This window comes from Nostoc sp., from assembly GCF_036917355.1.
Lineage (GTDB): Bacteria > Cyanobacteriota > Cyanobacteriia > Cyanobacteriales > Nostocaceae > Nostoc.
This window is the reverse complement of sequence record NZ_JBALDP010000092.1, coordinates 1-20,465: the sequence shown is the minus strand read 5'-3', so window position 1 is coordinate 20,465 and position 20,465 is coordinate 1. Positions and strand designations below refer to the sequence as shown.

The following is a 20,465-nucleotide window of genomic DNA, read 5'->3' as shown; positions in this document are numbered from 1 at the left end:
TTTACTTAATAGCGATGCCTACGGCGGTAAACTACGCACTTACTCATTCTGACATTTAAAAATAGCGATCGCACTTATTTGTTGTGAGATTTGGAAATAGCGATCGCACTTATTTGTTGTGAGGTTTGAAAAGAGCGATCGCATCTAGTTTTTAATTTATACTTCAAAAAAATATACCATTCCTAAATTATTTGTGAAAATTTAGATCCCCGACTTCTCAAAGAAGTCGGGCTAGGTATTGCCAAATAGCTTCTTTGCTAAAATCCCTCACAAAATATCTGGATTTTCACCCAATTCTCTCAATCTAGCTGCTAAACGAGCCGCTTTTGCAGCTGCGGCTTCTTCTCGTACACCAGCAGCTTCGGCTTGTGCAACTGCGGCTTGTGCTTGTGCAACAGCAATTTCCGCCTGCGTGACTGCGGCTTGGAAAGCAGCAGCCTCTTCTGGTAACAAAACTAAATTACCAGCTACATCGTAAAACCGCAACCATATCGCGGTTTCTCTGTCTATTGTTCCTTCATAGGTTCCCAACCATAAACCTAACTTTTGACACCACAACCAACCACGCTCATTCGGTGTCAAAGATTGATATTGCTGATTATGATCTAAATGCCACCCTTGCAAAGAAGTGGGGTCAAAGGGGTCATAGACAAAATAATCTGAAGTATGAAAAGTTTGTTCGTAAAGGTCTTTCTTAACAGTTTTATCTATTTTGGCTGTAGATGGTGACATTAATTCTACAATCACATCAGGATAACGACCGTTTTCTTCCCACACTACCCAACCTTGACGAGAATTAGTCCCGTCCACATTCAAGACAGCAAAGAAATCGGGGCCGCGGAAATCCTGGTTACGTACTTGGGCGCTGCTGTAATAAATAAACATATTGCCCCCAGTAAAAAAATCATTCCGCTCAATCCAAGCTTGTTGCAATGACCGAATCAACACATTCATGGCAATACGGTGGCGATTTGATTCCAAGGGTTCTCCGTCATCAAAAATTAAATCTGTGGGCGGTGTGGGGTGTTCCCAGTCTAGAATGGCTCTTGGGTTATTTTCGATAGTCATGAGCGATCGCCTTTCTCAGAAAGCCTTAAGTTTCTATCATAAATTATTCTTCACCCAATCTCTAAAATTACGCATAGCTTGACTTCTCCCAATTGTTAAACATTGCTGTACGTATCTATTAACTAATTCAACAATTGGAATATCAGGAAAATTAGGACTAGATTGAGATTTAATATACTTTCCTTCTTGTAGAATCGAAATTTCTAAACCTTGTTGTGTATGTCGCCAAAGTTCAGGAACTCCCAAAATTTCATAATTATCAAATCGAGTGCGAGAAGTAATATCAATTTCGATTGCTAAATCTGGTGGTGGATCTATATTTAAATCAATGCGATTTTTCCCAATTACAGCAGCTTGATTTTGAATATAGAAACTGGCATCTGGTTCTACTGCTTGCCGCATTTGCTCATTTTTAAGAGTTGTAGAACCAAAAGGCTCAAAATCAATTTGGAGTATTTCTAACAAGATTTTGACTAAATCACCAATAAGTTCTTTATCTTTTTCGTGCTCTGGTAGGGGAACCATAATTTCTAACCAACCATGACTATAAGAAATACGTGAAGCACGCCTTTCTCCCATTTCTTCTAAAATATTTTCTAACTGCTGCCAACTAATATCTTTGAGCAACATTTGTTGACCAGGTTTAACAATAATTTGTTGCAGTTTTAAAAGCATATCACCTCAGAGAGTTGATGTAGTAATGATTGTATGCAGCAGATTGAATTTACAAATCAACTTTCTTAAAGTATATCGCCTCTGACTATAAGTGTATAAATTAGCTAAAATAAATCATCGATATAAACTTTGGCTATTTCAATGTTATCAATAATTTTTACTTGTTACTTGTTAAAGGAATACCGATGGTAAACTCTGTTCCATATCCTGGAGTAGAATCAACTTCAATAGTTCCTCCATGTTTGTCTACAACAATTTGATAAGCGATCGCCATTCCTAATCCGATTCCTTTACCCACAGGTTTAGTAGTGAACATATAGTCAAATACTCGTTGCTTTACCTCTTCTGACATCCCAATACCATTATCGTAAATCTGGATAATCACCTGTTTTTCATTAGTGAGTTCAGTCTGAATGCGAATTTGTCCTTCATTCTTTACTAAGAATGACTCTTCTACAGCATCAATTGCATTCACTAGAACATTCATAAACACCTGATTGAGTTGCCCTGCATAGCATTCTACTAGAGGTAAATCACCGTACCTCTTCACGATCTGAATTTCTGGTTGATTAGGCGTGGCTGTCAGGCGATGATTCAGAATCATCAGAGTGTTGTCTAATCCTTCATTAATGTCTACAAATTTCATGTCTGCCTCATCAAGGCGTGAAAAATTACGCAGTGACAATACAATTTGACGAATGCGCTTGGTTCCCACTTGCATCGATGCCATTAACTTAGGTAAATCTTCTGCCAGAAACTCAATATCAAGTTCTTGGACGCGATCGCTAATTTCGGGCGTAGGATTTGGGTAAGTTTGTTGATAAAGCTTGAGCAAATCGAGGATGTCTTGGCTGTAAACGCTGGCATGGTTGAGGTTGGCATGAATAAAATTAGCAGGATTATTGATTTCGTGTGCCACTCCAGCCACCAATTGTCCCAGGCTAGACATTTTTTCGGTGTGGATCAGTTGAGCTTGGGTATTTTGCAATTCTTTCAGGGTTTTGCTGAGTTGTTGCGCCTGCTGGCTAGAAATCAAGGCGCGATCGCGAATCTGCTCATATAGTTGCACCTGTCGCCATGCACTAATCAACCCAACCAATAGCAATCCTCCCAAAACTGTAGCCAACAGGTTCAACGCCTGTAATGGCGATTCAATATTTTCTTTTGGCACAATTAACGCTACTGACCAATTTGCCTCTCTCAGGGGAGTGTAAGCAACATAACTCCACTTACCATCCAGTTGAAGCAATTCAATATTTGTGCGTTTAGCTACCATTTTTTGGCTAATTTCAACTAATCTGGGATTGCGTGAGTTCAGAAAACTCTTGGCAGCTTTTTCGGGTGTACCAATTAGTTCCGTGTTGGGATGGGCGATGGGAACTCCTAGAGAATTAAGCGCAAAGGCATAGCTGCCTTTACCTTGATGTAAATTGCTGATGACCTCAATGACCCGGTTAATTGGAATTCCTCCCATTAAAACACCTGCTGGCTTTGTACCTCTTTCGGCAGGAATCGGCGAACTAATCTGAATCTGTAACTGTTTGGTTGTGCGTCCAATAATTGGATCGGCTGCTATTGTTTCACCCGTCATACTCCGCTGAAAAAATTCTCGATCTTTAACATTGAGATGATCTCCGTAAGTATTGATTAATGCACTATCTGATGTAGCTAATCCTATGAGCAAAAACGTTTGCAGCCGCTTCAATTCAGATTGCAAGTAGGGTTCCATCACAGGCCAATCTAGCGATCGCACCACACCAGAATTTGCCAAAGTCTTAATTTCTGTCTTCCGAATGGCTAACCAGTTATCGATATCATCTTGACCTTGCCGTGTTTTTAACAGTGCTTGTTCCTTGAGACTATCGAGCAACAACCCCTTAACAATCTTGTAACTAGTGATAGCAGTGGCGCTAATGCTAATGGACAGAATTATCACAATTGATAATAATATAAAGTTCCGCGATCGCCATTGAAATAAGTAGTATTTTTTGTTGATTTTTGCACTCCATCGGGGATTTATTTTCAACCAGACTTTCCACAATTTAAGCATCATTGTCGCTTTCCTCCAAACTACAATTTAAAAAGCAAAAATGAAAAGTGCTGAGTAAAGTAGAAATTACTCAGCACGGGCTAAATACCCCGCTAACAGCACTCAGCACTAATTATTGTTGTTGAGTAGAGATTTGAATGACAAACTCTGTTCCCTTTCCAAGTTCGGAAGTACAAGAGAGCGAACCACCATGTGCTTCTACCACAATTTGACGAGCGATCGCTAATCCTAATCCAGTGCCTTTTCCGACAGGTTTGGTAGTGAACAAATGGTCAAATACTTTTTGTTTAACCTCTGGTGACATCCCCACGCCATTATCAGCAATCTTAATCAAAATATTCTGACCTGAGTCTGCTACACGAGTTTGAATGATGATGCAATTGGGGTTAGCAAGAATCGCTTCCAAACTCCGTTCTGCATTGTATTGTTCAAGTGCATCAATGGCATTTGCTAACAAGTTCATAAACACCTGATTAAGTTGTCCAGCAAAGCATTCCACGAGAGGTAGTTTGCCATAATTCTTCACCACCTCAATTGCCGGACGGTTTTCGTTAGCTTTTAAACGGTGTCTGAGAATCAGAATACTGCTGTCAATGCCTTCGTGAATATCAAAGGGAACTTTATAATCCTTATCTGCTCTAGAAAATGTTCGCAAACTGGTACTAATACTGCGGATACGGCTAACACCCAATTTCATCGAGTCTAGTAATTTAGGTAAATCTTCACGTAAATAATTCAGGTCGATGGCATCAATTTCATCTTGAATATCTGAGCCGGGATTAGGAAACTTTTCTTGATAAAGATTAATTAGACACAACAAATCTTTGACATAATCTTTGGCTGGTTCTAAGTTGCCAGCAATGAAGCCGACAGGATTGTTTATTTCATGGGCAACACCTGCTACCAAGTTACCAAGGGCAGACATTTTTTCACCTTGTACTAATTGTAATTGCATCGTTTGGAGTTCTTGCAATGCTTGTTCTAGTTGTTGCTTTTGCTGTTGCAGTAATTTTTGTGATTGCTGGTATTTAGTAATGTCTTCAGATGTTCCAAGGATGCCAAAAACGTTTCCTTCTCTATCTTTTAGGGGAATTTTATTTGTATTAGACCAGATTTGTTTTCCGTCTGCTTGCTGTAATGTTTCAATAATATTTAGTTCAGCTTGTCCAGATTCCATAATGCGGCGATCGCACTCTACATACCAATCTGATTCCTCGCGAGTCCAAGATAAATCGTAGTCTGTTTTAGCAACAATATTTTCTGGTATTCCTACACCCGAGGCTTGAGCAAACTTATGATTACAGCCTAAATAAACACTATTGCGGTCTTTCCAGAAAACAGATTGGGGGATATTATCCATAATTAAGCGCAAGAATTGTTCCGTCTGTCCCAAGTTTTCTAGAGTATTTTGTGCTTGCTGATAAAGTCGGGCGTTTTCCAGGGAGATTGCAGCTTGAGTACATAATAGATTGAGAATTTCGACGCGATCGCTAGTAAACGCTCCACTCATCAGATTATTTTCTAAATATAAAATCCCTAAGAGTTTCCCTTGATAAAGAATCGGCGTACATAGCAAGCTTTTGGGTTGCTGACGAATAATATAGGGGTCGGCTATTAGCGCCGGATGCAATGCTGTATCCAAGATAACGGTAGATTGCAGGTTACGTTTTGTGGCGTAAATTAGGCTATGGGGAACCTCTGCACTATCTTCCACAAAAATAGACTGTAACACCGTTGATTTTTGCCCAGCTTGAGCAGTGGCCTCAATTACCAATCTATTTTCTTTAAGCAGTAGTAATGCACACTTATCTGCTCCAGCATTTTCCATTACCACTTGCAGCAGCTTCGTAAGTAATTTATCTAGTTCAATTTCACTAGAGAGAGTCTGAGAAGCTTTTAAAACTGTTGCCAAATCTAGCATTACTGATGTGTTGCTGCTAGAGGTTACTGATTTATGAATGCTTGGGTGGAAAGTCGTAATGCTGTCAATATTTGCGAACGTCTCATTGGGCGTGAGTAGCGATAATCTTTCAGAGTCACTTCGTGAAAACTTCTGTTGTAAAATCGGGGCTAGCAGTTCTGGATAACAATGTTCTAAGTCATCGACTTTGGCTTTAGCATCCCAGTGCGTGTAGCAATAGTAAGCATTAATCAAATACTCTTGAGCAATGCGTTCTTTGCCCCATTCTAAATAGAACTTGGCTGCAAGTTCGTTGGCGAGAGCTTCTTCGTTAATGTATTCGTTTTCTTTAGCTTTAGCAATGGCGCGATCGTATGATTCGATTGCATCCATATACTTGCCAGAAATTCTTGCTATTTCCGCAGATAACAAGAGATATCGATGTAGAAAGTTGTCTGGGCAACTATTCGCCCAGGTTTTCTGAATTTGTTGATGTTCTCGAATAATGTCCCAATACTGCTTTTTCTTTTCTAATGTCACATTGGGATAAAGAGCTATCAAACTGAGTGGATAATAGAAATGATACTGAATAATTGGGAAAAAACCAGAGTTACAATCAAGAGTTTTCTCAGCTTCTTCTGCTGCTTCCACAGCATCTGCGTAGTGGCCATAAAGGTATGACAATTGGATTTTGAGAAAGCAATACCAATTAATTCCATGTTCAAAATTATTTTTCTGTCTCCACACTTCGATATAGGGAATATCTTCGTCATTGCGATCTTGTAATAAATCGGTAGTTTTAGATATATCTTGCAGGTTTAATAAGAACTGCCGCTGTAAAGTAAAGGCATACAGCATATTGGCATCATTAACCTGTTGGACATAGCTCAGATATTTTTCAGTTTCCGCGTAAACATCTGAGAGGCGATCGCCCTTAATTAACATCGCCCAAATCAAAAACGAAACCGCCCAAACACCAAATACCAAATTTCCAGTTTCTTGACATATTTGGAATGATTGTTGAGAAAGCGGCAAATTAGTTTTTAAATGCTGATTATAGGGATTAGTGGTATGGGCAAAGATATTATTGGTCTTAAAAATAAACTGGGTACTATTGAAGTGACGATCGAGTTTTAGTGCTAATGTACCAAACTCATAAGCAGTTTGATAATTTCCTTGATTTGCCAAATTCATTCCATACAAACAGTAGGCAAAACCAGAGCTTTCTGCATTGCCATATCTCAACGATAAACCGATCATTAATAGAGGAGCCAAGCAACTGAGGTATTGATCTCCTCCCATATAAGCTGCTGCCCAAAGGTCAGCTAAAATACCCATACAAACCTTCTGATCTCGATCTGTCATCTCAGGCAGATCGAATAAATCTGGTATACGAACCGTTTGAAGTTTAGCTTTTAATTCTTGAAGTTCAGTTTCGATAGCAGCTTGCTGTTCTTCAGGAGTAACTGGCAGACTCATCCCCATGATGCTCAAACCTTTTACTCCAGCTTCAATGCTAGCTGCTATATTTTCACCCTGAGTCATTTTCAGATACATCTGAATCCTATAAATATCTACTTGTTCAAACCTATCTTGGCTTTGATCTAACGCTATTTCAAATAATCTTTCGGCTTGGTCAAAGCTACCAGTTAGATATTCACATTCAGCGGACTCTCGATGTAAATCAAAGGTAATTTTATAATTATTTAGCCAACTTTTATCTATTAACAAACCTCTGCCTAAAGTGAAATACTTTAGGGCTGCTCTATAAGCAGTAGAAGCTTTTGCTTTTTTACCAGCAACTAGATTCAGTTGAGCAAGTTCATCTCTTTGGAATTGTTGATCAATTATATCGACTCCCTCATTTAGCTGATTAACAATGTCAAAAATACTGACTTCAAGTGCTTCAGGTAATGTATTGTTTAACAGTAATTGCCCAATTTTGAAATGAGTACCTTTTCGTTGAGATTCAGGGATAAGAGAATAGGCCGCTTGCTGAACACGGTCATGAAGAAATCTGTAAGAGCAAGAGTCAGGAGAATTATATTGCTTAAATTCTGAATTCTGAATTATAAATTCAGACTCATCATGGTAGAACTTATAAACCTCATTGGTAGGAATAATCAACCCATCTTGCACAGCTTTCCAAAAATCTGTGGCTGTTTCCAACTGGGATTTTTCATGGACGATCGCTAATGTCTCTAAATCAAATTGGTTTCCTACACAAGCTGCTAACTTCAAAACTTCTTGAGTTTCTGTTGACAACTTCTGAAGTTGAATTGCCATGAACTCTACTACATCATCGGTAAGGGCGAGCGATCGCACCTGAGCAATATCACATTCCCAATAACCACCATTAAAATTAAATGTAATTAATCGATCTTGATGTAGCGCTTTGAGAAACTGGGTGCTGAAGAAAGGATTACCTTTAGTTTTGCTCAATACTAATTCTGTTAAAGGTGTGGCTAAAGCTAAAGAGCAACTCAATGTATCTGCAACCAAATGATTGATAGAAACCCGATCGAGGGGTAATAAAGTAATCGTATTGACTGTGGCATCTAATTTCTGAATCTCTTCCAAAGTTAGCATCAGCGGATGTACTGGGTTGACTTCATTATCTCGATAAGCACCAATTAACAGTAGATAGCGGATGTCAGCTTCGCTCATTAACAAGTGCATTAACTTTAAAGAAGCAGAATCTGCCCATTGGAGATCGTCAATAAAGATTGCCAATGGATGTTCTAATGCAGTGAAGACTTGAGTAAATTTCAAAAACAGCGAATTGAAGCGATTTAGTGCCGCACTTCCAGAGAGTTCCGGCGCAGGTGGCTGTTTACCAATTATACTTTCCAGTTCTGGAATCACCTCAATCATCACTTGTCCGTTCTCACCCAAAGCAGAAAGAATTTTGGACTTCCACCGCTCGAATTGGGCGTCAGTTTCACTCAACAGTTGCCCGATTAAGTCTCGAAAAGCTTGCACAAAGGCAGAGAAAGGGATGTTGCGCTGGAACTGGTCAAATTTACCTTTAATGAAATAACCCCGTTGTCGCACAATTGGCTTGTGAACTTCGTTCACCACAGCAGTTTTGCCAATGCCAGAGAAGCCTGCTACCAACATAATTTCAGTGCTTCCCTGACTGACTCTCTCAAAGGCATCCAGTAAGTTTTCAACTTCAGCTTGGCGACCGTAGAGTTTTTCTGGGATGATGAAGCGATCGCAAATATCCCGCTGACCTAATTCAAAAGATTTAACCCTGCCAATTTCCTGCAATTGAGACAAACATTTTTCTAAATCAAATTTCAGCCCTAATGCACTCTGATAGCGGTCTTCAGCATTTTTCGCCATCAACTTCATCACAATCTCACAAAGAACTTCGGGAATAGGTTCTTCATTTTTGAATTTTGAATTTTGAATTTTGAATTGATTTGGTTGCTTGGCAATATGACAGTGAACCAACTCCATCGGATCGCTCGACTCAAACGGTAGGTGTCCAGCCAGCAATTCATAGAAGGTAACGCCGAGGGAATAATAATCACTGCGATAGTCAATTCCGCGATTCATCCGTCCGGTTTGTTCGGGGGAAAGGTAGGCGAGAGTACCTTCTAAGACATTAGGACTATAAATTTCCTGGGTTTCTCTGGGTAAAAGAGAGGCAATACTAAAGTCAATCAACTTGACTTGCTTCGTTTCCGGGTTGATGAGAATGTTGGCTGGCTTGATATCTTTGTGAATAACTCGATGGCGATAAAGTCCGTCAAGAGTATTACTCAGAGCGATCGCAATATCCAAGAACTCTGTCAAAGTATATTGGTTGCTCCCTATTTTTTGGTTGAGCCAATCTTTGAGGGAAATGCCGCCAAAATCCTCCATCACCAAAGCATAGCTGTTGCGGTAAGGTTCCAGGCTGTAGGGACGAACAATACCGGGTAGGTCAAGATTTTTAGCAATAGTGTACTGATTACGGAACAGCAGCAGTTCACTGAAGGTAGGATACTCTTGCTGGAGCAGTTTGATCACAACCGGAAGTCGATCCGCCTCTCGAATAGCACGGTAAACTAAGGTTCTAGAGCCTGCATAAAGTTGTTCGCTAATTCGATAGTTCAAAAACTTGTCCATCGGCTCAACTGCTGTATTCATACTTCATCAACTCTTGTGAAATCAGCTACTTATTTAAAGTAGTTTGCCCAAGAATAAGCTTTTGCTAACTCAGTTTTCTTTTAAACAATCGCATTTTACGCGTGTAATCTATCTGTAGCTCCTTCAGCAAAACTACCGCTATTTCCGGTAAAATCAAGTTCTGAAGACTGTGGATTTGGGAGAAATTTGGGGTGCCTACACTTGGCGTTAACATTGACCACATCGCCACTATCCGGCAAGCGCGGCGGACGGTGGAACCAGATCCAGTAGCGGCGGCGGTACTGGCAGAATTAGCGGGTGCGGATGGAATTACGGTGCATCTGCGCGAAGATCGGCGGCATATCCAAGATCGGGATGTGCGTATATTGCGGCAAACAGTGCGATCGCATCTTAATTTAGAAATGGCCGCTACAGATGAAATGCTAGCGATCGCTCTCGATATCAAACCAGATTACGTGACTTTAGTCCCCGAAAAGCGCGAAGAAGTAACAACAGAAGGCGGACTAGATATTGTCGGACAAATTGCTAGAATAGGTGAAATAGTCGATAAATTGCAAAGCGCTAGCATTCCAGTTAGTTTATTTATCGATGCCGAACCAGCACAAATTGAAGCATCTGTCAAGATAGAGACGCAGTTTATTGAATTGCACACCGGACAATATGCTGAGGCTAAAGATGAAACAAATCGCCACCGAGAATTAGCCATATTAGCAAAAGGTTGCGAACAAGCAATTCAAGCCGGATTACGAGTTAACGCTGGTCATGGACTCACCTACTGGAACGTTTATCCGGTGGCTGCGCTTCCAGGCATGGAAGAACTGAACATTGGTCATACCATCATCAGTCGAGCAGCATTAGTAGGTATGGAAAGGGCAGTCCGCGAGATGAAACAAGCTATAGGAGGGAATGGGGCATAAGAGGCAGAGAGGCAGAGGAATGGAGGGGCAGAGGGGGAGAAAAACTTACTGCAACTTCTCCCCTGCTCCCCTGCTCCCTGCGCCATGCCTTAGAAAGAGGGGTTGTCACTGCGAAATCTAGAAATTGGGATCAAATCTTCAGCAAAAACTTCTATGAGCGCAACACAGTCTAACAACCTGCCACTTTGGGTACAGGATAGAGATAAAGTGATAGCAGAAAGCACTGATGTCGAGTGGCGCTATCAAACACCGCCTGATTATTCTCGTTCAAAAGAGAATCTCGCTAAAGAAAGTATCTACAATCATCTTGAAGGAACATTGGAAGCGATCGTCCAAAACTTAGTGAGAACCTTCGAGATGGAGGTATCCTTCAAAGCTAACCCGCAAGAGTGGTTATCCATTGTGAATGAACAGTTTCGCGTCAGTACCAATGGTGGAGTAGAGTATACCGCAGCAGATGTATCAGCCCAAGGTACTTACAATCTATTTATGCCTGATTCAGAGCATTACAAAGCTTCAGAAGAAACCTTTGAATCATCCGCAAAAGTCTTCCACACAACATTCCCCCAAGGATTTCCTTGGGAAGTTCTGGAAGTTTTTTCCGGGCCCCCAAATGTCACATTTAAATGGCGGCATTGGGGACATTTTAACGGAGAATATAAAGGCCATGCACCTACTGGAGAGACAATAGAAATTATCGGCATGAGCATTGCAAAAGTTACCGATGACTTGAAGGTTATTTCCTTAGAACACTACTTCGACAATAATCTGTTCTTGGAAAAGCTAACATCTGGTGGCAAACAGACAAAATCTGAAAACCAGAAAAGTGCTTGTCCGTTCAGTTCTTGGTTCAAGAAATCCCACAAAAGTTAGTTTGTCAGGGTACAGAGTCACTGTGCCCTGAAATTATTCACATAGCAACCAAAGGATGAAAATGCAAACATACCATTACGTTTTGGCAAGTCACCGTTTTCTTCTCGAAGAAGAACCGATACACGAAGTTCTCAAAGAACGTACCCGTAACTACCACGAACAAGAAAAACAAATCGATTTTTGGTTAGTTGAGCAACCAGCTTTCTTGGAAGCACCGCAGTTTAAAGAGCTAAAGGCGAAGTGTCCCCAACCAGCAGTAGCCATTATTTCTACAAATCCTCAATTTATTACTTGGTTAAAACTGCGTTTAGAGTACGTCATTACTGGCGAATTCCAGGCTCCTTCTGAGGCAATACCAGATGCTTTAGCATCGTTAGTTACCGTATCTTAAGCATAGGGCATTGCGGCATAGGGCATTGGACATTGGGCATGGAGAAATGTCTCCTCTCCTGCCCCTCGGTCACTGAGCGTAGTCGAAGTGCTGCCCCTCTGCCTCTTCCCCACTCCCTAATTTTATTTTGGAGTAACAAAATATATTTTTTGACACATATTTCATCACCATACTGAAGTAGCTAGGTTTTCAGCTTTTTTCTTATAAAATCTTCTAGGACACCTTAATTTACATAATCTAACTTTTGTGCATAGATTTCAGAATTTACCAAGTGTTTTAGGATTAGCGATTGTAGGGTTGATTGGTGGCATGAGTTCTGTACTTGCTCAAAAAACCATTCCCTCTTGTCAACCACCAAATGCAGGTGAGTATCTTTTATTAGTAGTCAGTCCCACAGCAAATAATCAAAAGCAGTTACGTAGCGCTTTACCACCCGAACTTAAAACTATCACCTGCAAATATCTCAACGAAACCGTGACGCGAGTCGGGGGTTTTAATAAAATTGACGATGCCAATCGTTGGGCAAGATATGTCAGCAATATTGTTGGCTTGTCTGCCATAATTACCACTCGACCAACAACAACGGCAGATGTGCAGCCGCAGTCGCCACAGCCACAGTCACAGCCAAAACCACCTCAGCAGACAGTCAGCTATAATCCTCAAGCATTAGGAGAAGGTTATGCAGTGCTGGTAGATTATTACAACCGTCCAGAACTAGTAAATAATGTGCAGCAAGTGGTGGGAGGTAACGTCGGTTTTGTTTCTTATGGACAACGCCCTTACTTGCTAGCAGTTTATACCACTAACCAAACTGAAGCGTATAATACATTGCAAAAGCTAAACAATGGTGGTTTCGTTGCCAGCCTAGTAGATAGTCGTAAAGTGATTCTGCTGCGCTCGACTGTGCGGTTTTAGTGTTAAGTTCACTGGCATACTGATGCGATCTACCAGAGTGGTAATTTGTCAATTGACCTAATTTGTGATTTTAAATTCAAAATTTCAAAGGGTTTTCAGCGAATATATTTATACTCGTTCTGCGAGAAGCAAGTTATTTGGCACAAATCCTGTCATCCTTAATCCCCTGAATTTATTTACGGGGTAAATCTAAAATCCAAAATTGATTGACAAATTACCAGTTACTAATTATCAATATCCCCTCAAACAAAGATTTATTGCCCTAGTTTAATAAGCAGACCTAGCTAACCAATAGATGGTTATACCCAAAGCCGACCCAGCGATTACCTGAACTGGTGTATGTCCGAGTAATTCTTTCAGACGGTCTTGGCTAAAGTCTGGTTTTTCATGGAATAATTCATCAATCATTTGATTGAGAATACGAGCTTGCTTACCAGCCGCTTGGCGAACTCCGGCTGCATCATACATGACAATGATGGCAAAAACGATCGCAACGGCAAAATCAGGAGATGCCCAACCCAGTGTTTGCCCTACACCAGCGGCTAGAGCTGTAACCAGAGCCGAATGGGCACTGGGCATACCTCCGGTTGTCACCAAAACACGCACATTCAATTTGCGATGTTTGACGATCTCAACTACGAGCTTTAATGCTTGAGCAATTAAACAAGCTACCAGAGCAACCAGCAGCACCCGGTTGTCTAAAATGTTGCCTATGTCCTGCATGTTATTTTGGTTAGGTTAGTAAATATTAGCAGCAGTTGTTGGTTGAGGAAACATTTAGATTCAACCCAAAATCCCAAATTAATCTAGTACATCACCGTGGAAACAGACCAACTCTTCAAAATCACCTAAAAGCTTACTTGATAAGCTTTTTTAATTTTGAATGAGTGAATTTTGAATTCCGCTGGGCAGTAGTAGTACAGTATGGTGTAAATAAACTACCCATTCCTAATCAATAAAACGCTAAAGCGTTACTAGTTATTACGGCTGGTAATATAATGAGCGATCGCTTGGAGTGGTTTAGCTCTGTCTCCAAATGGTTCTAATTCCACACAAGCTTCTTTAACTAGCTCTTGGGCAATTGATCGCGATTCCTCAAGTCCCCAAAGGCTGGGATAGGTAACTTTCTGAGCTTTTTGGTCTTTACCAGCTGTTTTACCTAATTGCTCTTGAGTAGAAGTGATATCCAAAATATCATCGATGATTTGGAATGCTAGCCCAATATTTTGAGCATAACGGGTTAGTCGCTGCACATCTTCAGATGATGCATTAGCAATCAGTCCGCCACAAACTACGCAAGCTTCCAAGAGGGCGGCTGTTTTGTGTTTATGAATGAAATTTAGGGTTTCTAAGGAAATATCAGATTTTCCTTCCGACTCTAAATCGACAACTTGACCGCCGACCAAACCACCTGCCCCTAACGCTCGACCAAGACGGGCAATAACCTGCAAGACTACCTCTCTCTTAACGCTTTGGGGCGTTTCAATGGCAACAGACTCAAAAGCAAGAGCCAACAAGCCATCCCCAGCCAAAATCGCAACATCTTCCCCATAGACTTTATGATTCGTCAGCTTTCCCCGACGGTAATCGTCATTATCCATCGCTGGCAGGTCGTCATGTATCAACGACATTGTGTGGATCATCTCCACAGCACAAGCCGTTGGCATGGCCATCTCAATGGTTCCACCCATCATTTCACAGGTGGCAAGGCAAAGAATGGGACGTACACGCTTACCTCCAGCTAATAACGAATAGCGCATCGCCTCATAAATCTTTTCTGGATAAATGACCGGGATAGACCGATCCAAAGCATTATCACAAAGCTTTTGTCGCTCTTTTAAATAAGCTACTAAGTTAAATGTGGCTTCCTCTGGTGGTGTCTTTTGGACGTTATCAGTTGCTACCATTCTTTAATTCCTGATATTTTGCGATTTTTGCCTTATACGTCACAATTTTAAGGTGCTAGGGCGCTGAAAAAAATGAAGAGTTAGGAGCAGAGACGCGATTAATCGCGTCTGTACGGGATTTAGAAGTTAAGAGTTATTAAGAATAACTTTTAACTTTTCACTCTCTTTCTTTTTTTGCCGCTCTAGAATAACTAGCAAATGTATTTTCCAACAATATGGCAACAGTCATCGGGCCAACACCACCAGGAACTGGGGTGATAAATCCTGCTACATCAGCGGTTGATTCAAAATGGACATCGCCAATCAGACGACTTTTGCCATTCGCATCGGTGACGCGATTCATCCCCACATCTACCACAACAGCGCCCGGTTTCACCATATCAGCAGAGATCAATCCGGGACGACCTACTGCTGCAATTAGAATATCAGCATTTTGGGTGATGGTTTTGAGGTCATGCGATCGCGAGTGAGCGATCGTGACTGTAGCATCAGCTTCTAATAGCATCAGCGCCATCGGTTTACCCACCAAAATACTGCGCCCCACGACTACTGCCTGTTTTCCCTGTAAAGAAATCTCATATTCTTGTAAAAGCCGCATCACACCAGCCGGGGTGCAGCTACGTAAACCGCTTTCTCCCCGTACTAATCGCCCCAAATTAACTGGGTGCAGTCCATCAGCATCTTTATCGGGATCGATTTGATGTAGCAGAGTTACAGCATCCAGGTGGTTAGGTAAGGGTAACTGCACAAGAATGCCATCCACTCTTTCATCATGGTTGAGTGCAGCAATTACCTCTTCTAACTCCTCAAGGGTAGTTTCGGCAGGGAAATGCTTACCAAAAGAAGCGATCCCAACTTTAGCGCAGGCTTTTTCTTTATTGCGTACATAAGCAGCTGACGCTGGGTTATCACCAACCATCAACACTGCTAAACCAGGAGGTCGTCCAATTTTTGGTTGTAATTGTGTAATCGCAACAGAAAGTTCTTGCTGAATTTTTGCTGCTAGAGCTTTCCCATCAAGGAGTTTGGCAGTTTTTGTTTCCATGAAAATTCCCAGCTATGTTCGCTTTTTGTCCAAAGTCCAAAATGAAAATATTGATTCTTAACTCTTGACTTTCGACTATTATTGTGTTGCTGTTTGATGTCGTAGCGTTTCTCTCACAGTAAATTCATAATGTTTATTTTCTCAGATCAGCGGCATCATCTGAAGAATAAAGAATTGGGAGAGTGGGAGTGGGGGAGGAGAGGAGCAGAGGGGCAGAGGGGCAGGGGAGCAGGGGAGCAGGGGAAAAGTCAGTTGCAGTAAGTTTTTCGCCTCCGCACCTCTGCCTCTTGTGCCAAATGCCCAAAATAAATAAATCGGTGGGTTTTATGCGACAAATAAGAAATTTATCTCTTTCGTTCTTGTACGGGCACAGTATTGTTCCTTACCCCTTGGGGTTGACTTTTTTTCTGATAGCAGGACTTTGTAGTTGTAGTAACTTGACATCGCCTGGTTTGCGTGGTGCTGGTTTAAAAATTGGTACAAATGTCACTCCAATTGGAGAGATTAAACCAAAACAAGACAATCAGGCTATAGTTTACATCCAAGGTCAGGTAGAAAAGCAAGCTCCCCTGATCGAACAGTGGGCTTATAAAATAAAGGACTCAACGGGCAAAATTTGGGTAGTCACCAATCAAAAGAATCTGGGTGAAGGTTCAGAAGTTGTAATTAAGGGTAAAATTCGCTACCGAAGTATTCCTTTAGCTGGCAAAGAATTGGGGGAAGTTTATTTAGAAGAAGAATAATAACAATTAAAAATAAAGACATGAACAATCAACAGGCGCACGTAGCGATCGCAATTCTCTACCAGAAAAACAAGTTTCTCATGCAACTGCGTGACAACATCCCCGGTATTCTCTACCCTGGTTACTGGGCGCTGTTTGGCGGTCACATCGAACCTGGTGAAACGCCAGATGTAGCGGTAAAACGAGAAATTTTAGAAGAAATCGGCTACAATCTACCACCTTTTGTTGAATTTGGTTGTTATCCCAATGAAAGAGTTGTCCGTCATGTCTTTCATGCACCACTCTTGGTGGAATTAAATCAACTGGTTCTGAATGAGGGCTGGGATATGGCATTATTTACGCCAGAAGATATTCGCCAAGGTAACTGTTATTCACAAAATGCTGGCGAAGTGCGACCTTTAGGGGCAATGCATCAAAAAATTATGTTGGATTTTATTGAGAAAAATCCAACATAATTTGGGGATTAGTCATTTGTCATTTGTCATTGGGTATTGATTATTAATTCTTCTTCCCCTACTCCCTGATTTTCCACTCCCCACATCCCAAGAAGCCAAAATAAAGTTAGAACGAACTCTTATGGGGTCATCACTAATGCAATCAGCAAACAAACTGCCGCGATGGTTAACTATAGGATTGGCATTTCCCATTGCCATTCTCAACGGCTGGCTATTGCTCCAGGTTATACAGTATTTTCAACCCTTAGTTAGCATTATTGCCGCCGCCATCCTGCTAGCTTTTGTTTTGAACTATCCAATCCAGTTTCTCCAGGAACAAGGAGTGAAACCTAACTTAGCGATCGGAGGAGTGTTGCTTTTGACTCTAGTGGTTTTAGTAGCTTTAGGTATCACCTTGGTTCCCCTGATTATTCAACAGCTCGTTGAACTGGCTAATATTTTGCCTAGTTGGATTGATTCTGGTACTCAGCAGCTGCAAGCTTTTCAGGATTGGGCGTTAAGTCAACAGCAACTTCCGATTAATTTAAGTGGTTTATTTACCCAAGTTCTGGAACGATTATCTAACCAACTTCAGTCCTTCACTGGTAGAATTCTTGGTTTTGCTGTCGATACTATTGGTATTGTCCTCAATGTGCTGTTGGCGGTAGTGCTGACTATCTACCTAATATTGAACGGTGAACGTCTTTGGGACGGAATTTTTCAGTGGTTTCCCCCTAATATTGGGTCAAGAGTACGGGAATTACTGCGAGAGGATTTCCACAATTACTTCATCGGTCAAGCAACATTAGGAGCTGTGTTAGGTGTGACAATTACTCTGGTGTTTTTGGCGCTGCAAGTTCCCCTAGCTTTACTTTTTGGCATTGGTATTGGCTTATTTTCACTCTTCCCCTTTGGTACGGGAGTCGGTATTGCCATAGTAAGTTTATTGGTAGCGCTGCAAAATTTTTGGTTAGGGGTAGAAGTCTTAGGTGTAGCTGTTGCGATCGACCAAATTAATTCTAATATTATTGCACCTCGAATTCTCAGTAATTTGACTGGCTTAAATCCTGTGTGGGTGGTGATTTCTTTATTGCTGGGCGCAAAGTTGGGAGGAGTACTGGGTTTGTTAATTGCGATCCCGATTGCCAGTTTTATCAAAGATATAACAGATAGCTGGCGGGCTGGAGAGTTTAATAAGATAGAGGATATAGAGTCAGAACCTGTTACGGTAATAAGTGATAGAGCAGGAACTTATAGTTAAAATTAAATTATTCAGATTAACTTAAAAACTGGCACTCTTGTCCATAAAGAAAGTGCAAAATCATAATTTATGATGCTAACAAACAAGAAGCTATTACTTTGTGCATCAAAAGTTTTTTAGCAAGCAAAATAATCGTAAAAAACTTAAGTGTAAGTGTAGTCTGCACTTCTCTACGAGATACTACGCAAAGGACAAAGCTCTGTTACCACAGCAGGCATCGATATTTACATATAAGAGTAAATCTGGTAGCACATTCATCAACGACAACCCCTACAAAAGCATCATAAAATTCCTTATCCTTCAGGTGAGAACGGAATACAACACTTGCATAAAATGACTGCGAAGCACTACGCTGGAAAACCTAAGCAGTCAGTATTTTTAAAAAATGAAAAGTTGTTTAAAACTTACCTTTGACAATGGGCAAACAGCATTAGCTACTCAAGTTGAGCAGCAATCGGAATTGCCAAATGCTCTTGAGGAAATAGGGCTTGCCGGTTCGCGTCCTGTTTTAGTAATAGTGGGGGGTGCAAGTAACATCAGTGAAGCTGATTTTCTCCGTATTCAAGGATTGTTTGTGGAAGTTTTAGCCCCCATTGCCGAAACTTTAGGGGCTTATGTCGTGGATGGAGGTACGGATGTGGGAATTATGCGAATGATGGGTGCGGCTCGTACCCAGATAGGTGCTAAGTTTGCTTTGGTTGGTGTGACACCCGAAAGCAAAGTGGCTTTACCTAATCATTCAGAAAATGCTGCTGATTTAATACCCTTAGAGCAAAACCATACTCATTTCGTGCTAGTTCCTGGTAATAATTGGGGCGACGAGTCTCCTTGGATATCTCACGTTGCGACTATGCTGGCCAATGATGCACCTTCGATGACACTACTCTTGAACGGTGGCGAAATTACCTTTAAGGATGCGTTTTCTAGCGTTGATAGTGGAAGGATAGTTCTTGTAATTGCTGGTAGTGGTAGAACCGCAGATATACTTGCAGATGCTTTGCGTGGAAAGGCTACTGATGAACGAGCCAAAAAGCTAGCTAAATCTGGTACATTACAATACATCGACTTAATCGACATAGAGAAAGGAGTTGAGAATTTAGACAAAGTAATTAAGGGGTTACTTTCTAATTAGGAGTAAAAAATGGCAAAAAAAGATAGTTATCAAGAATTTTTAAAAGAAGATTTTAACAAGTTATTTGCAGGTATTAACTTAGGTGATGTGCAAAAACATTTTTTGCGATCGCGCTGGTTAGACCAAGTACTCTGGATGGAAAGTAAGGCGAATTTATCGCGCGATCGCCATTATTTTTTACGGATAACAACTATTATTGGTGGTGTAGTTCTCCCGGCATTGGTAAGTTTAAATATTAACACTAATTTCAAACCTAACAACAGGGATATCATTATGTGGTCAACTTTTGGTTTGAGCCAAATAGTTGCTATTAGCGCTGCCATTGAAGAGTTTTTTCACTATGGAGAACGCTGGCGACACTATCGCCGAACAGTTGAATCTTTGAAAACCCAAGGGTGGCAATTTTCGCAGTTGACAGGCCCTTATCGTATTTATCCAAGCCACGAACAGGCATTTAATCTATTTGCAAGTCATGTAGAAGATATCATTCAGCGAGATGTGGAAATATATGCCACTCAAGTTGTACAAGAAAAGAAAGAAGAAAAACATAATCAGGAAGACCATATCCTTCTGCCAAATACAAAACCAACTAATTTAGAAGAGAAGAAAGACGAAGAATAAAATTGATTTAAGAAACTCTCTCCTGTTAGATAAAATATAATAATAGTTAGAAATAAAGTTCAGTAGAGCAATCGAGATAATTACGTTTTGATTATTTATGGATTTTATCTGATTGAAATAAATTAAAGTGATTTCAACAAATAAAAAACTAAAAAGTATAATTTGTAAAGATTATACCAATTAGAAAAAAGAATGCAGCAAATAGACCATTTGTAGAGACGCGATTCATCGCATCTTTACCTAAGCATGTGTTGCAATCATTAAATAAAAAAGCTGAGTATTAACATTAGATATGGTTCCTTATACCAATTTAATATGAAGCTGCATAGAATAAAGCTTCCAGGATAAAGTTGTAAGAAGAGACAGAAATTACCTGCTCAAATGTAAGTTGGT

At 40.7% G+C, this 20,465-nt stretch carries 16 protein-coding genes; 9 read left to right on the top strand and 7 right to left on the bottom strand.

Going from position 1 to position 20,465, the window contains the following annotated elements:
• Positions 1-267: 267 nt before the first annotated feature.
• The 4 genes from V7K53_RS28155 to V7K53_RS28140 all read right to left on the bottom strand — a co-directional run bounded on the left by V7K53_RS28155 (position 268) and on the right by V7K53_RS28140 (position 9,833).
• Positions 268-1,068, bottom strand: a complete 801-nt coding sequence (locus V7K53_RS28155; protein WP_335200766.1) for a Uma2 family endonuclease — start codon at positions 1,066-1,068, stop codon at positions 268-270.
• Between the two features lie 36 nt (positions 1,069-1,104).
• Entirely contained in the window at positions 1,105-1,743 is a 639-nt protein-coding gene (locus tag V7K53_RS28150; RefSeq protein ID WP_335200765.1) for a Uma2 family endonuclease, read from the bottom strand.
• Between the two features lie 157 nt (positions 1,744-1,900).
• Positions 1,901-3,796 carry a sensor histidine kinase gene (locus V7K53_RS28145; protein WP_335200764.1) on the bottom strand — a complete coding sequence of 632 codons (1,896 nt, stop codon included), beginning with the start codon at positions 3,794-3,796 and terminating at the stop codon, positions 1,901-1,903.
• A gap of 109 nt (positions 3,797-3,905) precedes the next feature.
• Complete coding sequence (locus V7K53_RS28140; protein WP_335200763.1) at positions 3,906-9,833, bottom strand: trifunctional serine/threonine-protein kinase/ATP-binding protein/sensor histidine kinase; 5,928 nt, start codon at positions 9,831-9,833, stop codon at positions 3,906-3,908.
• A 191-nt stretch (positions 9,834-10,024) separates the two neighbouring features.
• On the opposite strand from V7K53_RS28140, the gene V7K53_RS28135 reads away from it, so the two are divergent.
• From V7K53_RS28135 to V7K53_RS28120, 4 genes are all read left to right on the top strand, one after another.
• Positions 10,025-10,750, top strand: coding sequence for a pyridoxine 5'-phosphate synthase (locus V7K53_RS28135; RefSeq protein WP_335200762.1), 726 nt, complete (start codon positions 10,025-10,027; stop codon positions 10,748-10,750).
• Between the two features lie 153 nt (positions 10,751-10,903).
• Positions 10,904-11,623, top strand: a complete 720-nt coding sequence (locus tag V7K53_RS28130) for a SnoaL-like polyketide cyclase (protein ID WP_335200760.1) — start codon at positions 10,904-10,906, stop codon at positions 11,621-11,623.
• A gap of 61 nt (positions 11,624-11,684) precedes the next feature.
• The gene (locus V7K53_RS28125; protein WP_289799903.1) at positions 11,685-12,014 is read left to right on the top strand and encodes an MgPME-cyclase complex family protein; all 330 of its coding nucleotides are present in this window, start codon (positions 11,685-11,687) and stop codon (positions 12,012-12,014) included.
• A gap of 246 nt (positions 12,015-12,260) precedes the next feature.
• Positions 12,261-12,929: a hypothetical protein gene (locus V7K53_RS28120; protein ID WP_335200759.1), complete on the top strand. Its 669-nt coding sequence runs from the start codon at positions 12,261-12,263 to the stop codon at positions 12,927-12,929.
• Between the two features lie 267 nt (positions 12,930-13,196).
• On the opposite strand, the gene V7K53_RS28115 is transcribed toward V7K53_RS28120, so the two are convergent.
• From V7K53_RS28115 to folD, 3 genes are all read right to left on the bottom strand, one after another.
• Positions 13,197-13,652, bottom strand: a complete 456-nt coding sequence (locus tag V7K53_RS28115) for a divergent PAP2 family protein (protein WP_094350479.1) — start codon at positions 13,650-13,652, stop codon at positions 13,197-13,199.
• Between the two features lie 251 nt (positions 13,653-13,903).
• Complete coding sequence (gene crtE / locus V7K53_RS28110) at positions 13,904-14,836, bottom strand: geranylgeranyl diphosphate synthase CrtE (RefSeq protein WP_335200758.1); 933 nt, start codon at positions 14,834-14,836, stop codon at positions 13,904-13,906.
• Between the two features lie 157 nt (positions 14,837-14,993).
• On the bottom strand, positions 14,994-15,881 hold the full coding sequence (gene folD / locus V7K53_RS28105) for a bifunctional methylenetetrahydrofolate dehydrogenase/methenyltetrahydrofolate cyclohydrolase FolD (protein ID WP_335200757.1): 888 nt from the start codon (positions 15,879-15,881) through the stop codon (positions 14,994-14,996).
• A gap of 326 nt (positions 15,882-16,207) precedes the next feature.
• On the opposite strand from folD, the gene V7K53_RS28100 reads away from it, so the two are divergent.
• The 5 genes from V7K53_RS28100 to V7K53_RS28080 all read left to right on the top strand — a co-directional run bounded on the left by V7K53_RS28100 (position 16,208) and on the right by V7K53_RS28080 (position 20,072).
• Positions 16,208-16,624, top strand: a complete 417-nt coding sequence (locus tag V7K53_RS28100; RefSeq protein WP_335200756.1) for a hypothetical protein — start codon at positions 16,208-16,210, stop codon at positions 16,622-16,624.
• 20 nt (positions 16,625-16,644) lie between these two features.
• Complete coding sequence (locus V7K53_RS28095; RefSeq protein ID WP_334839064.1) at positions 16,645-17,079, top strand: NUDIX hydrolase; 435 nt, start codon at positions 16,645-16,647, stop codon at positions 17,077-17,079.
• A 136-nt stretch (positions 17,080-17,215) separates the two neighbouring features.
• A complete protein-coding gene (locus tag V7K53_RS28090; protein ID WP_335200848.1) occupies positions 17,216-18,319 on the top strand; it encodes an AI-2E family transporter in 1,104 nt (367 codons plus the stop codon).
• Positions 18,320-18,704: 385 nt separating this feature from the next.
• Positions 18,705-19,451: a hypothetical protein gene (locus V7K53_RS28085; protein WP_335200755.1), complete on the top strand. Its 747-nt coding sequence runs from the start codon at positions 18,705-18,707 to the stop codon at positions 19,449-19,451.
• A gap of 9 nt (positions 19,452-19,460) precedes the next feature.
• Positions 19,461-20,072 carry a DUF4231 domain-containing protein gene (locus V7K53_RS28080; RefSeq protein WP_335200754.1) on the top strand — a complete coding sequence of 204 codons (612 nt, stop codon included), beginning with the start codon at positions 19,461-19,463 and terminating at the stop codon, positions 20,070-20,072.
• The last annotated feature ends 393 nt before the right edge of the window (positions 20,073-20,465 follow it).

Coding starts and splice junctions, on each gene's coding strand:
- V7K53_RS28155 (WP_335200766.1), bottom strand. CDS start 1,068: ATGACTATCGAAAATAACCCAAGAGCCATTCTAGACTGGGAACACCCC.
- V7K53_RS28150 (WP_335200765.1), bottom strand. CDS start 1,743: ATGCTTTTAAAACTGCAACAAATTATTGTTAAACCTGGTCAACAAATG.
- V7K53_RS28145 (WP_335200764.1), bottom strand. CDS start 3,796: ATGATGCTTAAATTGTGGAAAGTCTGGTTGAAAATAAATCCCCGATGG.
- V7K53_RS28140 (WP_335200763.1), bottom strand. CDS start 9,833: ATGAATACAGCAGTTGAGCCGATGGACAAGTTTTTGAACTATCGAATT.
- V7K53_RS28130 (WP_335200760.1), top strand. CDS start 10,904: ATGAGCGCAACACAGTCTAACAACCTGCCACTTTGGGTACAGGATAGA.
- V7K53_RS28125 (WP_289799903.1), top strand. CDS start 11,685: ATGCAAACATACCATTACGTTTTGGCAAGTCACCGTTTTCTTCTCGAA.
- V7K53_RS28115 (WP_094350479.1), bottom strand. CDS start 13,652: ATGCAGGACATAGGCAACATTTTAGACAACCGGGTGCTGCTGGTTGCT.
- crtE (WP_335200758.1), bottom strand. CDS start 14,836: ATGGTAGCAACTGATAACGTCCAAAAGACACCACCAGAGGAAGCCACA.
- folD (WP_335200757.1), bottom strand. CDS start 15,881: ATGGAAACAAAAACTGCCAAACTCCTTGATGGGAAAGCTCTAGCAGCA.
- V7K53_RS28100 (WP_335200756.1), top strand. CDS start 16,208: ATGCGACAAATAAGAAATTTATCTCTTTCGTTCTTGTACGGGCACAGT.
- V7K53_RS28095 (WP_334839064.1), top strand. CDS start 16,645: ATGAACAATCAACAGGCGCACGTAGCGATCGCAATTCTCTACCAGAAA.
- V7K53_RS28090 (WP_335200848.1), top strand. CDS start 17,216: ATGCAATCAGCAAACAAACTGCCGCGATGGTTAACTATAGGATTGGCA.
- V7K53_RS28085 (WP_335200755.1), top strand. CDS start 18,705: ATGAAAAGTTGTTTAAAACTTACCTTTGACAATGGGCAAACAGCATTA.
- V7K53_RS28080 (WP_335200754.1), top strand. CDS start 19,461: ATGGCAAAAAAAGATAGTTATCAAGAATTTTTAAAAGAAGATTTTAAC.